General features: G+C 38.9%; 13 protein-coding genes. 11 read left to right on the top strand and 2 right to left on the bottom strand.

The features are described from left to right. Positions 1-20: 20 nt before the first annotated feature. Together GWI97_RS00970 and GWI97_RS00975 are read right to left on the bottom strand one after the other, a co-directional pair. Positions 21-1181, bottom strand: coding sequence for a TerD family protein (locus tag GWI97_RS00970; RefSeq protein WP_036934204.1), 1161 nt, complete (start codon positions 1179-1181; stop codon positions 21-23). Beyond that, positions 1181-1765, bottom strand: a complete 585-nt coding sequence (locus tag GWI97_RS00975; RefSeq protein WP_036934205.1) for a TerD family protein — start codon at positions 1763-1765, stop codon at positions 1181-1183. Before GWI97_RS00975 ends, GWI97_RS00970 begins: the two co-directional genes overlap by 1 nt. Before the next feature lie 324 nt (positions 1766-2089). Here GWI97_RS00975 and GWI97_RS00980 point away from each other — a divergent pair, with 324 nt between their 5' ends. The 11 genes from GWI97_RS00980 (at position 2090) to GWI97_RS01030 (ending at position 12984) form a co-directional block, all read left to right on the top strand. Beyond that, positions 2090-3157, top strand: a complete 1068-nt coding sequence (locus tag GWI97_RS00980) for an ATP-grasp domain-containing protein (RefSeq protein WP_036934208.1) — start codon at positions 2090-2092, stop codon at positions 3155-3157. Positions 3158-3171: 14 nt separating this feature from the next. After that, positions 3172-4308 (top strand): phosphoribosyltransferase domain-containing protein, encoded by a 1137-nt coding sequence (locus GWI97_RS00985; protein ID WP_036934209.1) that lies wholly within the window; start codon positions 3172-3174, stop codon positions 4306-4308. Beyond that, a complete protein-coding gene (locus GWI97_RS00990) occupies positions 4301-5071 on the top strand; it encodes a hypothetical protein (RefSeq protein ID WP_036934210.1) in 771 nt (256 codons plus the stop codon). The genes GWI97_RS00985 and GWI97_RS00990 overlap by 8 nt, the downstream gene beginning before the upstream one ends. A gap of 2 nt (positions 5072-5073) precedes the next feature. Beyond that, positions 5074-6150, top strand: coding sequence for a cysteine protease StiP family protein (locus tag GWI97_RS00995; protein ID WP_036934211.1), 1077 nt, complete (start codon positions 5074-5076; stop codon positions 6148-6150). After that, the gene (locus GWI97_RS01000; RefSeq protein ID WP_036934212.1) at positions 6150-7094 is read left to right on the top strand and encodes an HpcH/HpaI aldolase/citrate lyase family protein; all 945 of its coding nucleotides are present in this window, start codon (positions 6150-6152) and stop codon (positions 7092-7094) included. Before GWI97_RS00995 ends, GWI97_RS01000 begins: the two co-directional genes overlap by 1 nt. 305 nt (positions 7095-7399) lie before the next feature. Beyond that, positions 7400-7885: a hypothetical protein gene (locus GWI97_RS01005; RefSeq protein ID WP_036934213.1), complete on the top strand. Its 486-nt coding sequence runs from the start codon at positions 7400-7402 to the stop codon at positions 7883-7885. A gap of 518 nt (positions 7886-8403) precedes the next feature. Continuing rightward, positions 8404-9042 (top strand): vWA domain-containing protein, encoded by a 639-nt coding sequence (locus GWI97_RS01010; protein ID WP_087803399.1) that lies wholly within the window; start codon positions 8404-8406, stop codon positions 9040-9042. A 17-nt stretch (positions 9043-9059) separates the two neighbouring features. Next, a complete protein-coding gene (locus GWI97_RS01015) occupies positions 9060-9701 on the top strand; it encodes a TerD family protein (RefSeq protein WP_087803397.1) in 642 nt (213 codons plus the stop codon). Beyond that, the gene (locus GWI97_RS01020) at positions 9701-10339 is read left to right on the top strand and encodes a vWA domain-containing protein (RefSeq protein ID WP_036934216.1); all 639 of its coding nucleotides are present in this window, start codon (positions 9701-9703) and stop codon (positions 10337-10339) included. Before GWI97_RS01015 ends, GWI97_RS01020 begins: the two co-directional genes overlap by 1 nt. A 105-nt stretch (positions 10340-10444) precedes the next feature. Then, positions 10445-11485 (top strand): TerY-C metal binding domain-containing protein, encoded by a 1041-nt coding sequence (locus GWI97_RS01025; RefSeq protein WP_036934218.1) that lies wholly within the window; start codon positions 10445-10447, stop codon positions 11483-11485. Continuing rightward, entirely contained in the window at positions 11485-12984 is a 1500-nt protein-coding gene (locus GWI97_RS01030) for a PP2C family serine/threonine-protein phosphatase (protein WP_087803395.1), read from the top strand. The genes GWI97_RS01025 and GWI97_RS01030 overlap by 1 nt, the downstream gene beginning before the upstream one ends. The last annotated feature ends 18 nt before the right edge of the window (positions 12985-13002 follow it).

Consider the following 13002-nt stretch of genomic DNA (forward strand, 5'->3'; position numbering starts at 1 on the left):
TTTTCCTTATATCAACTTGATCACTTAGAACCCGCTGTCCAGCGAAATCCCCACCCATAGGCATTATCCATATCACGGTGGCCTTTAAAAAACTCATTGAGACGTTCAACTTTTATCGAACCGTTCTCATTAACTAGCCGTGCTATCGCACACATACCACGGCCATTATTACCATCAGTTAAACGGGTTTCGATAGGGGGTTGATCTGGCATATGAATGGTGACCACGCCATCAGTCTTACTCCAATTTGGCACACCTTCATAAATAAACGCGAAAATCAGCACTTGCTTAATATTTTTCCATTCACGCCCATTGACAAAAATCCATTCACCACCAGCGACATCTCCCGTACGATCATCACCTTGCAACTCAACATAAGGAATATGATTGAAATCACCAAATCCGTTTCCTAATGCCTGAATAACGGATTTATGGCCTTGCTGAAGTTCAACAAAGGCACCGATATCTAAGTCGATACCTTTATTTCCTCCAAACAGCCCACCTAATAAACCAGAACCACTGCTCTTGTTTTCACGATGCCAATCAAGGTTGATCCGAATTTTACCGAAGTCATCTTTCTTCGTTAGGCTGATTGCCGGTTTCTCTTTGGTTAAAGAGACCTTATTTAAGTTCACCGAACTTGACGCTGGCGTTGGTGCCGGTTTCGGTGCGGGTGCGGGTTCAGAGTCAGCAATATCAACACCAAAATGTTCAGCTAATGGTTTTAAACCACCGTTAAATCCTTGAGCGATAAAACGGAACTTCCAACTACCATTACGACGATACAATTCACCTAAAATTAATGCTGCTTCCGAACGACCATTAATATCAACATTACCGTTCGCGACAACCTCATTATTAGCATCAACTTGAATTGATAATCGTTGCAAGTTTGCAATAGTTTGTTGACCTTCACAGGTCGCTGTAAACGCAATTTTTTCAACATCTGGGCGTAAACGCGTTAAATCTACGGTAAAAGAAGTGCTATTTCCTGCTGTTGCATAAATAACCGTGCGATCATCGCTTGCTGTTTGCCCATAAAACACCATATCGGCATCACCATTGACTTTGCCTGAGGCATACAGTCTAAAGGCGGAAACATCTACAGGCGCCCCAGATTGAATTCGAACGATTAGAGTTTGATTAGGAACGGGTAAATTCCCACCTGGTGTCATATTCATTATCGCACCACCGTTGCTACAATATCAGGCATCATGTCGTTAATAACACGACCTTTACAAGGCGCACCAAATGCAGTGAAATCCCATTGGCCATGGTTGCGTTGCATAGAAGCAATCACGATACCAGTATGAGAACCTTGTTCTGTTAAGGTATAACGCACTAACTCTTTGTTTGTTTTTTTATCAACAACACGACAAAATGCATTTTCAACTTCATTAAATGTTTGTCCACGGAAGCTGTTTACAGTAAAGACTAAGTATTCAACATTGGTTGGTAAACGGTCTAAATCAACAAAAATGGTTTCATCATCACCGTCACCGTCTCCGGTTAAGTTATCACCAGAATGAACCACTGACTGACAACTTGATTTTAATTTTCTAAACCAAATGGTATCGATTTGATTACCACTTGCGTCAAGTAACACGCAACTTGCATCTAAATCAATAGAACCACCACCACCAAAAAGACCACCTAATAATCCTTTTTTCTTAATCGGATCCCAGCCCAAACCAAACATTAAATGGCTCAGTGTAGGTGCTTGTTTACTGAGAGAAACTGTTTGATTCTTGCTTAATGAAACCATAATTAAATTCCTTCAGAGGTAGAGTGAAACAATAATGCCATTTGTGATTAAATCCATATCGTGAAAATCATCATATCATGATGAAGTACATGAGCAAGACTATTTTTATCAATCAAATTTAAAGATTTGTCAACCAATTGATATAATTGATATTTATATAAAAATAAAATGCAAAAAATACAAATCAGCCATCATAATAACATGATTAACTAGTCTCATTTAAACATAAATCAAATAAATCATATTATGATTGACACCGTTCTTCGAAATCTTCATGATTATAGGTCTTGAACCCTACACTTTTATTTCACGGTATATAGCGTAATGAACAATACAATTTGGTTTATGGAAGGCTTATCATCACAACGCGATATAATTCAAAGTGTTAAAGACTTTGCAAAACAGCAGCACCAAGAGATCTGTGTGCTCGCATCTCATCGTCATACTCGAAATGAGATTTTATCGCTTGCTGATGGCGCTTTTTATGAGCCTCTTGAAGAGACATTGCGCTTAAAATTTATCGCTGATGTTGTAAAACAGCATCAAGTCAATGTCATTCATACTGGGCGTAATAGCGCATGGTTTGAATCACACCGCAAAGAAATTGAGTCATTAGGGGTAAAATTAACCACGGGTGCGACACAGCTTGAACAACTTCAATTAGCTGATAATAAAGTCGCTTTTGCACAAACCATGGAACAGTGTGGTCTTCCTGTTGTACCGTCTATTTACATTGATTCAATCGATGAATTAGAAAAACAAATAAAAAATCCACCTTTTGGTGAGATCTCTTTATGCATTAAGCCTGTAAAAGGCATTTACGGAATGGGTTTTTGGCGTTTCGATAGTGACGTTTCTCCTATGGCACTCTTCAATCACCCAGAAAACCGCCAGGTTAACCCACAACAATATATTGATGCATTAAAAGCGGTTGAACACTTTGAACCATTAGTACTCATGCCTTATTTACCCGGCCCTGAATACTCTGTTGATCTGGTTGTCGAGCAAGGTAATGTCATTGCCGCCGTCGCTCGTCGTAAAGACGGTGCAATACAACATCTCGAAATTTCAGGTGAAGCTTATGAATTAGGCAAAGCGTGTGCCACTGCCATGAAAGCAGATGGTCTTGTGAATGTGCAAACACGAAATAATCATCAAGGTCGCCCCTTATTGCTTGAAATTAATATGCGCCCTTCGGGAGGCATTGGTTACACCCAGCATTGTGGTATTAACCTCGCGGGTATTTTTGCTTTACGCCAATTGAGATTGATGAGTATCGAAGAAGCTCAAGCGCAAAATAACCATTTTGTACCAACAAAAATACGTTCAATCACCGATTCTATTGTTTTCAATTCAACGTTAACAAACATCATAAATACGGATAATAATTAATAATGAAGAATAGTATGAGTGACTCATCCGTTTATCGTCGCCCTCTTTCTTGTGGCACATTAAGTGTGACGCCAAATTGCCCTATTGAGTTACTTGACGAATTATTTGATATTGCAGAAAGACGCAATCCTAAGCGTGCATTTTTATTTGTCAGTAAAGTATTAGGGCGACATATCCCTGTTTCACCAAAGAAAATGCGTGAAACCTATCAAAAACTTGCCCGCCAATTTCCTGACTCGCTTGAAGGCCCTATTTTGTTTATTGGTATGGCAGAAACCGCCGTGGGTTTAGGTGCTGGCGTTTTTGATGAAGTAAAAAATCATTATCAACAAGCAATTTATTTAACCTCAACACGTCACCCTATTGATAACGGTGAATTACTGTGTGAATTTAAAGAAAATCACAGCCATGCAACTGATCACTTACTCTATTTACCAAAAACAGCAGAACAGCGCCAATGGGTAAAATACGCTAAAACAGTGGTATTAATTGACGATGAAGCCACAACAGGTAATACCTTTATTAATCTACTTTCGGCTTTACGTGAAGAAGGTGGATTAGCACATATTGAGCAGGTTATTACCGTCACATTGACAGATTGGAGTGGGAACGCTATTGCTGAGCGCGCCCCATTACCAATTAAAACACTCTCTTTAGTGCAAGGAAAATGGCAATGGGATGCTGATCCTAATGCGCCTCTACCTGTTATGCCAAATGTCAATATTACAGCTTCAGGCCAAGTTGCCATTACAGGCAAACAAAGTTGGGGCCGATTAGGTATGACAGCGCCCGCAAACGATCTGGGTTTAGCCATCAAAGCATCCGTAGATGAAAAAATTCTGGTTTTAGGATCGGGGGAATTTGTCTGGGAACCGTTCTTGTTGGCTGAACGTCTTGAAAAACAAGGTGCTATTGTAAAATATAGCGCTACAACCCGTTCACCTATTTCAACCAATTTTGCCATTCAATCAGCCATTACTTTTACTGATAATTATGGTTTAGGTATTCCTAATTTTGTCTATAACGTAGCACATCAACAATTTGATCGTATTTTACTATGTTGTGAAACGCCAACCGAAAGTATTGATAGCCAATTAATTGAAGCTCTCAATAAAGTTGCGCCTATTGTTGAGGTAATTAGTTATGACTAAGCCTGTGATTTTAACCGATCTGGACGACACCTTATTTCAAACACGTCGAAAAATGGTGGATGAGTTAGCACTTGAACCGTATCGAACGGGTGCGCTTGATAGAAGCTTAAAGCCTCGTAGTTTTATGACACAAGAGCAAGCCATGCTTGTTGATTGGATGTTAGAACATGCCGATGTCATTCCCGTCACAGCACGAGGCACTGAAGAAATCAGCCGAGTCACTATTCCATTTCATTCATGGGCAATCACCACACATGGTGCGGTGATATTAACACCTGAAGGTACGGCTGATACACAATGGCAAAACTATATTACTCAAAGCTTAGCGCCATATACACAGCGTTTGTTGACTCTACAACAGTCAATTACGCAATTAATGGCCGAACGACATATTGATGGTTGGGCGCGAATTAACTATGAATATGATGATTTGCCTATTTATTTAGTGATGAAGCATAACGATAGCACCCGACTAGAAGAGCTATACGCCATAGGTGATGAGATAGAAAAAACATTCTCAACCGAAGGTTTTTATATTCATCGCAACAGTAACAATATTGCTTGGTTACCTGAACCTATTGAAAAAGGTAAAGCCGTCACCTATTTGCTTAATAAATTAAAAGTAGAACGTGGCGTTTTTCCTGTCATTGGTTTAGGCGATAGCCTGAGTGATCATCGTTTTATGAAATTATGCAGTTGGTATGGGCTTCCTCGCCAAAGCCAATTCGCTGATGCGATCAACACAAAAATTTTTGGAGAATAAACATGATGGATCATAAACCGTTTTCAGGATCTTATGTATCAGGTGATGTCGATTTTCTACTTCAACCCGTCAATATTGAAATGACACCCGTTGAGTTAAAAGAAGAGCTGATACAGTCAGGTAAACGCCACTATTCTGACATGCTAAGCCAAGAGCCAGAACCCACAACATGGCATCTAGATCTGTTTGAAAAAGCGCTAGAAGCCGGTGCGACACGCTTAGCAACTGAAGTGATTATGTTGGCAAAATCCCTTATTGAACGCTTTGGTGACACCCCAATAATTCTGACAAGCCTTGTCCGTGCAGGTGTTCCTTTAGGTGTAATGTTGCAACAAACCTTGCGTAAAATGGGAAAAACCTCTTATCACTATGGAATAAGCATTATTCGAGATAGAGGCATTGATAGCGAAGCACTTTCATGGATTGAACAACATCATGGTACAGAAGGTGTTGTTTTTGTTGATGGTTGGACGGGAAAAGGCGCGATTACAGGGGAGTTAATTCGCTCATTAGCAGGACGCGAAGGTTATCCTTCACAACCACGTCTTGTTGTCCTTGCTGATCCTTGTGGTTGTGCATGGCTAAGTGCTAGTGATGAAGATTGGCTTATCCCTTTTGGGATCATGGGGGCGCCCGTTTCAGGGTTAATTTCACGTTCAATTTGGACGGAAAAAGGCTTCCATGGTTTTGTCGATTGCCAACATTTAAAGCACTATGAATGCAGTCGTTACCTTGTTGATACAGTAGGAAAAGTCGTTGACTCCTTGCTTGATAACGACATTCCACATGCCACATTTAAAGAACAACAATCAGACTTAAAAAAGCTGAGCGAAAACGTCGTTAGTTCACTTGCAAAAAAATATGATATTTCAAATATCAATCGTATAAAACCCGGTATTGCCGAAGCCACACGTGCTGTTTTACGCCGTGTACCCGAGCATGTTCTTGTGAGAGAAATAACCGATCCTGATGTGGCGTTACTGGTTTATCTTGCACAAGAAAAAAATATTGCTGTTATTGAAGCAGGGCAAGCGCTTGGTCAATATCGTGCAGTGACTATCATTAAAAAGGTGAAATAATGATTGAACGATTATCTCCGTGGAATTTAGGTGCAACACTTTATATGCCTGCAACTCGAACCGATATTGCAACAACGATTATCGATCAAAAAATTGAAGGGCTACGCTCTTTAATTATCTGTTTAGAAGATGCGGTTAGTGATGCTGATATTCCCGTCGCATTAGAAAATTTGGCTACATTATTAAATACATTAGCAAAGCATAAAAAGAACCACGATTGTAGCCATTGGCCACTGCTATTTATTCGTCCTCGCCATCCAGAAATGGGTCAATGGATCACCGAACATCTTGATGTCAGTGCTATTGACGGTCTTGTGTTACCTAAATTTACACAAGCTTCTCTGCCTGTTTGGTGGGATATTATTGAAAATACACATTTATGTATGATGCCAACACTTGAAACAGAAGAAGTGTTTGATGTTATTCAAATGACAGCACTTGCAAACCACCTCCTGTCTCACCCTTGCCATAACAGAATTATCGCGTTACGTATTGGTGGTAATGACTTAATGAATGTGATTTCACTAAGACGTAATCGCCAGTTAACACTTTATGATGGTCCAATGGGTTACGTCATAAAAATGCTGGTTGCCGTATTTGGTGCTCGTCAATTTGCACTCACTGCCCCTGTTTGCGAGCATATCGATGATCACCATATTATGGATAAAGAGCTTGCACTTGATATCGCCAATGGTCTTGTGGGTAAAACAGCAATACATCCAAAACAAATTCACAAGATTGAACAAGCTCTTATGGTATCTCAATCCGATCACTCAGATGCCCTGCGTATTTTAAATTCAACTCAAGCGGTATTTAAATCACAAGGTGCGATGTGCGAGCCAGCAACGCATCGCCGATGGGCATTAAGTATTTTAACGAGAGCTAAAATTTATGGCATTATTCCTAACCAACAAAATAATGCTCAACGTTTTAATGCAACATAAAATACTCTATAGCAGGTGATGAGCTCAATAAGATAAAATAATGCCCTATCTTGATTTTGATTTATAAGTTTCTAGTTAAAATATGTTATCTTTGACTAGAACTTATAAAAAACAAAACCAATTTTTTATTTAAAAAAGTAATTTTTTTATTTCAATTATTATTTGATACTACATTTAATAGGACGCTTATTTTATTTATACTTGTATTACTTTTGATACTTGTAAATAAAAAGTAAGAACAAGAATAATAAAAGTTAAAGCTAAATATTTTAACACACGAATGACAGAATAAGTGGTAACTAAGCATGCAATTAAGCACTCGTCAGGTCAGAGTCTTTACACTGGCAACCCTTTTAAGCTCGGGAAAAAAGGTTCCAACCATTAAGATTATTTCTGCTCTTGAATGCTCAGAGCCAACGTTAACTCGCGTTTTAAAAGAGATAAGAGATTCTTATGGCGCTGAAATAAAGTACAGTAAAGCATCCCGTGCTTATCAAATGACCGAACGTGGTCAGCTTGATAATAAAGCATTGCGCCGTATGCGTGAGGCATTATCAGCCAGTGAAGATCTCCGCCATAATGGAATGGCAAGCCGAGTTTACCTCGATAAAGATAAGAAAAAATCGGTTTCACTTTCATTAAAAATGTCTGCATTACGCAAAATTGATAGATTATCTTATCTGAATAATTCTACACGCAGTGAGGCTGTTGAATTATTGGTTGATCATTATGTCGAAAATTTAATTCAATCAACACTAGCTGAGAAAGAAAAAAATAAAAAACAAGATTAAGAGAGTTAATCATATATAATAAAAAACAACTTGATACTACTGTATCAAGTTGTTTTTATAATAAAGAAAAATAAATATAAAAATCATTCAACATAATATAATTTATATATTTATTGAATTAAATACTTATTTGACCATATATTTCTCCTACCATTAATTAAAAATGTAATTAATTGAATTTATTTATATTTTTATTTGGTTTTAGATTTATAAAAATAGAGTATTTATACTTAATCCTTATCTACCACTCTTTTTGCACTATTCCGTTCAGAATTAGTCGATAAAAAAACACGCTTAATAAGAAATGTTGGATAATCACTCAAAATAAGAGTAACTACGACTTAATTCCTCTTTTATTTTACTTTTTATGCGATCTTCGTTCAGATTAATAATATCGGACAATCATCACTGCGTTTTTTTCCTAATTTAATTAAACTAAGCATAATCTCAATTGAACACGTTCATCAGTCAGTTAGTATATTAATCGCTTATTCCTATCTCACTAACAGGATAAATGCATGAGAAGATTGCCAGTTTACCTTTTACTTGATACATCGGGTTCTATGTATGGAGAACCTATTGAAGCAGTAAAAAATGGTGTTGAAATGCTCTTATCAACATTACGTCAAGATCCTTACGCATTAGAAACCGCCTATATTTCTATCATTACCTTTAACTCAACAGCACAACAAATTGTTCCACTCACGGATTTAATCAATTTTAGCGTACCCGATTTCGTGGCAAGTGGAACAACTGCATTAGGTGAAGCGCTGACATTAGTTTCTGATCGTATTGAAAACGAAGTACGAAAAACAACAGCCGAAACCAAAGGTGATTGGCGTCCGCTAGTTTTTGTAATGACTGATGGCACACCAACTGATGATTGGAAGAAAGGCGTTGAGAAATTTAGAGCAGCACGCACAGGTGTTGTTATTGCGTGTGCAGCAGGACAATCCGCACAAACGGATATACTAAAAAATATCACTGAAATTGTATTACGACTGGATACAACAGATTCTAATACGATAAAGTCATTTTTTAAATGGGTTTCAGCCAGTGTTTCTGTTGGTAGTCAAAAAGTCGATTTAACCAAGAAAGATATTAGTGATCTCGATGAATTACCTCCACCACCTCCTGAGGTTAACGTTGTACTTTAAATAAAAAAGGAATGAATATGTCAGTAAGTTTAAAAAAAGGACAAGGTGTTAGTTTAAAGAAAAATGAATATGATCTTTCCTCTGTCACTATCGGTTTAGGTTGGGATATCAACGAAGAGAAACGAGGTTTTTTGGGCGGGCTTTTTGGTAAAAAAAGTGAAGAATATGATTTAGACGTTATCGCTTTCTTATGTGGTGAAAACGGTAAAGTCAACGATCTGGGTAACATTGAAGGGGGGCAACCTTCTCTTGTTAATGGTGACATCATTTTCTTTAATAGCCTAAAACATAAATCTGGGCAAATTTGGTTAACAGGAGATAATCGTACAGGTGCAGGAGATGGAGATGATGAGCAGATCATCGTAAAATTAAATACCCTCGACCCTAAATTTACCAAAATTGTCTTTATTGTTCAGATTTACAATGGTCGAGAGCTACAACAACACTTCGGTAAAGTACAAAACGCCTTTATTCGCGCTGTTGATGCAAAAAATATAGAAATGGCTCGTTTTGATTTATCTGGAGGCGAAGCCTTCAACAACCAACGTTCAATGCTGTTTGCTGAATTAGTCAGAGAAGAGAATGGCTGGAAACTTAACGCCATTGGTGAGCCTTCAAGTTCAGATAGCTTTATTTCTTACTTAAAGGACTTTACCTAATGAGAAGACTTCCTGTTTACCTACTAATTGATACTTCAGGATCAATGAGAGGTGAATCTATTCACGCCGTTAATGTGGGAATACAAACAATGCTAAATGCATTGAGACAAGATCCCTACGCATTAGAAAGCGTACATATCTCAATTATCACTTATGATAATGAAGCGCGTGAATTTATTCCATTAACGGCATTAGAAGATTTTCAGCTCACGGATATCACTGTCCCTAGCTCTGGTGGCACCTTTACAGGTGCGGCTCTCGAATGCTTAATCAAGTGCGTTGATCGTGATATTAAACGCTCTGATGGTGACCAAAAAGGTGACTGGCGCCCTCTCGTTTTTTTAATGACCGATGGCACACCTTCTGATGCTTACGCCTATGGTGAAGCAATTAAAGAAGTGAAAAAACGTTCATTTGGTTCGATCATCGCTTGTGCTGTTGGCCCGAAAGCCAAACACGATCACCTTAAAGAACTCACCTCGCAAGTGGTTGCCTTAGAAACTCTCGATTCCAATGCCTTCTCTGGCTTCTTTAAATGGGTCTCTGCCAGTGTTGCCTCTGGCAGTTCAAGCGCTGGGGTTAATACCGATAAAGACACATTACCGCCACCACCTCCTGAAATTCAGTTGGTACTGTGATCCACAAAAGCAAAGCGCTTCAAAAGGCTTTGCTTTTATTTTATTCAGGCTTTGGTTTATTCATCACAATACATAACAGCCACAATAAAGTGATAAGGTACAACAATGAGAAGGCTACCCATTTTCTTTGTTTTAGATTGTTCAGAATCGATGATTGGTGAAAACCTAAAAAAGATGAATGACGGTCTGACAACTATTATTAGCGATCTAAGGCGTGATCCACACGCCCTTGAAACTGCTTATATTTCTATTATCGCCTTTGCTGGCGTTGCAAAAACGATTGTTCCACTCACTGAAGTCGTCTCTTTTTACCCACCTCAACTTCCATTAGGAGGAGGCACTTCATTAGGCAGTGCATTACGAGAACTTTCTCACCAAATCGACACTCAAGTAAGAAAAACCACGCTTGAGCAAAAAGGCGATTGGAAGCCTGTCGTTTACCTTTTAACAGATGGCAGGCCTACCGATGATTACGCACAAGAGATCAAGCGCTGGAAAGATCACTACGCCAACAAAGTTAACTTAATTGCGATTGGATTAGGCTTAAGTGCAGACTTACATGTGCTGTCGCAATTAACTGAAAATGTACTGTTATTTACCGAAACACAAGAAGGCGATTTTACTCGTTTTATTAAATGGATAACGATGTCAGTGGTTTCTCATAGCCGAAGTGTTGGCGAAGAGCCACCACCACTTTTAAGTCAAACAGAGCATATTGTTCGTCTTGCCAAAGACGATGTGGCTCGTGCCTATGATGAATCTTGTGTCACTTTTGTCGGCCGTTGTAGCCACACACGCTCACCTTATTTAATGAAATATGAACGTCCTCCCATGAAAGCTTCAGGGTTGGATTTTAATCTTAACCTTAATGGCTTTAACTTAACGGGTTGCTACACCTTAAATGAAGATTACTTTGCATGGAGTGATCTCAGCGCCACCGCATATCAAGTTAATACCAGTGAACTTCATGGCACTCCAGGTTGCCCTTATTGTGGCAATGCGACTGCTTTTGCCGTTTGCCAATGTGGCAAATTGCTCTGTGTAAATGGCCCTGAAACCGTTATTTGCCCTTGGTGTGATAACAACATCACCTTTGGAGATAACAGCAATCAATCTGACTTTGATGTCACACGAGGTAAAGGCTAATGGATAAAAAAGCCCTACTCACAAAACTGATTATTGATGACACACTGACACAACAGCGTATTCCGGTACATGAAGAGTTGGTTATTGCGCTGTATGAAGATGCGGAAATCGCTCAACATATTGATTTTATTATTGATAGAATCAAAGCAAAAACAGCAGAAAAAATAACAACGCAAGACAAAGCACAACCTATTCTTCTGTTATTGCCACCAGCCCACAATTTAGCCTCTGACGAAGCATCATTACCAAAAGAAAGCTCATTAAAACCAGGGCAAATTCCAACACACTCATCGCCAATGCCAATAGAAAAACCGATTATTCACCGCCCTACGGCCAAAATTACTCTTTCTAATGCTAAAGTAGGTAGCGAATTTAATTCTTCGATTAATATTGAATTAGATACGCTTGATACTGCACAAATTAAGTCAGTGAATTTTCCTGAAGATCTCGGCATAACCTTTGATGCCAAAAGTTGTTGCTTAGTTGGCACACCAATAAAAAGTGGTAATTTCACGCTAACAATAAACTGGTCTGTAAATTCAGCGCATTACCACAATGATGTATTATTAATCATTAATCCAGATCCTCGTAGCTTATGGCAAATTAACGAACCTCCCGCAGATAGCCCTTATCCTAAAGCACATATTGATAGCAAACTTATTCTTGAAGAAGATATTCGTATTGCAGGTGCCAGCCGTCGCGGTCGCTCTCATGAACATGCAGGTACATTCCGTGATGACGATTTTTACATTCACCACGATAACCAAAGCCAATGGAATATTTTAATTGTTGCTGACGGTGCCGGCAGTGCTCGCTACTCTCGTGAAGGTTCACGCATTGTCACAAAAGTTGTCAGTGAATACCTTGAAGAACAATTGAACATTGAGAAAAATCCCATATTAGCACCTTATCTCAACACCATTCACCAATGGGATGATGAGAGTGAGAAAAGGCAAGTAGGCAACTTTTTTTCTAAGCTATTTCATAATGCGTCACAGCTTGCGATTAATCACCTAAAGAATGAAGCCATTCGCATTAATGAGCCCATAAAATCGTTTTCCACTACACTGTTGGCAACGGTGGCTTTACGTATCGATGATGAGCTATTTGCAGCGGCATTTTGGATGGGTGATGGTGCAATTGCAGCTTATGGACCCGCCGGAAAGGTCCGTGTTTTAGGTATTCCTGATAGCGGTGAATATGCAGGACAAACCCGTTTTCTTGATGAAAGTGCGGTGAATGATATTGAATTTAATCGACGCATTATTATTGGTAAATGGAGCGAAATTTCACATCTGATATTAATGACAGATGGTGTGTCTGATCCGAAGTTTGAAACAGATAACGGCTTACAAGATCCCAATAAATGGGCAACGCTTATTGATGAAATATCGCCTTGTTTAGCTTCACCGGAAACCGCTGATAAAACACTGGCCGAATGGCTAAATTTCTTTTCAGCAGGCAATCACGATGACCGCACGCTGGTTGTGGCTTGGTGATCATCAAAGAGAAAATAG

It is taken from the genome of Proteus sp. G2300, assembly GCF_009915965.1.
GTDB lineage: Bacteria > Pseudomonadota > Gammaproteobacteria > Enterobacterales > Enterobacteriaceae > Proteus > Proteus vulgaris.

Excerpts from the sequence above, each read along its gene's own strand:
- GWI97_RS00970 (WP_036934204.1), bottom strand. The coding sequence starts at position 1,181 with ATGAATATGACACCAGGTGGGAATTTACCCGTTCCTAATCAAACTCTA.
- GWI97_RS00975 (WP_036934205.1), bottom strand. The coding sequence starts at position 1,765 with ATGGTTTCATTAAGCAAGAATCAAACAGTTTCTCTCAGTAAACAAGCA.
- GWI97_RS00980 (WP_036934208.1), top strand. The coding sequence starts at position 2,090 with ATGAACAATACAATTTGGTTTATGGAAGGCTTATCATCACAACGCGAT.
- GWI97_RS00985 (WP_036934209.1), top strand. The coding sequence starts at position 3,172 with ATGAGTGACTCATCCGTTTATCGTCGCCCTCTTTCTTGTGGCACATTA.
- GWI97_RS00990 (WP_036934210.1), top strand. The coding sequence starts at position 4,301 with ATGACTAAGCCTGTGATTTTAACCGATCTGGACGACACCTTATTTCAA.
- GWI97_RS00995 (WP_036934211.1), top strand. The coding sequence starts at position 5,074 with ATGATGGATCATAAACCGTTTTCAGGATCTTATGTATCAGGTGATGTC.
- GWI97_RS01000 (WP_036934212.1), top strand. The coding sequence starts at position 6,150 with ATGATTGAACGATTATCTCCGTGGAATTTAGGTGCAACACTTTATATG.
- GWI97_RS01005 (WP_036934213.1), top strand. The coding sequence starts at position 7,400 with ATGCAATTAAGCACTCGTCAGGTCAGAGTCTTTACACTGGCAACCCTT.
- GWI97_RS01010 (WP_087803399.1), top strand. The coding sequence starts at position 8,404 with ATGAGAAGATTGCCAGTTTACCTTTTACTTGATACATCGGGTTCTATG.
- GWI97_RS01015 (WP_087803397.1), top strand. The coding sequence starts at position 9,060 with ATGTCAGTAAGTTTAAAAAAAGGACAAGGTGTTAGTTTAAAGAAAAAT.
- GWI97_RS01020 (WP_036934216.1), top strand. The coding sequence starts at position 9,701 with ATGAGAAGACTTCCTGTTTACCTACTAATTGATACTTCAGGATCAATG.
- GWI97_RS01025 (WP_036934218.1), top strand. The coding sequence starts at position 10,445 with ATGAGAAGGCTACCCATTTTCTTTGTTTTAGATTGTTCAGAATCGATG.
- GWI97_RS01030 (WP_087803395.1), top strand. The coding sequence starts at position 11,485 with ATGGATAAAAAAGCCCTACTCACAAAACTGATTATTGATGACACACTG.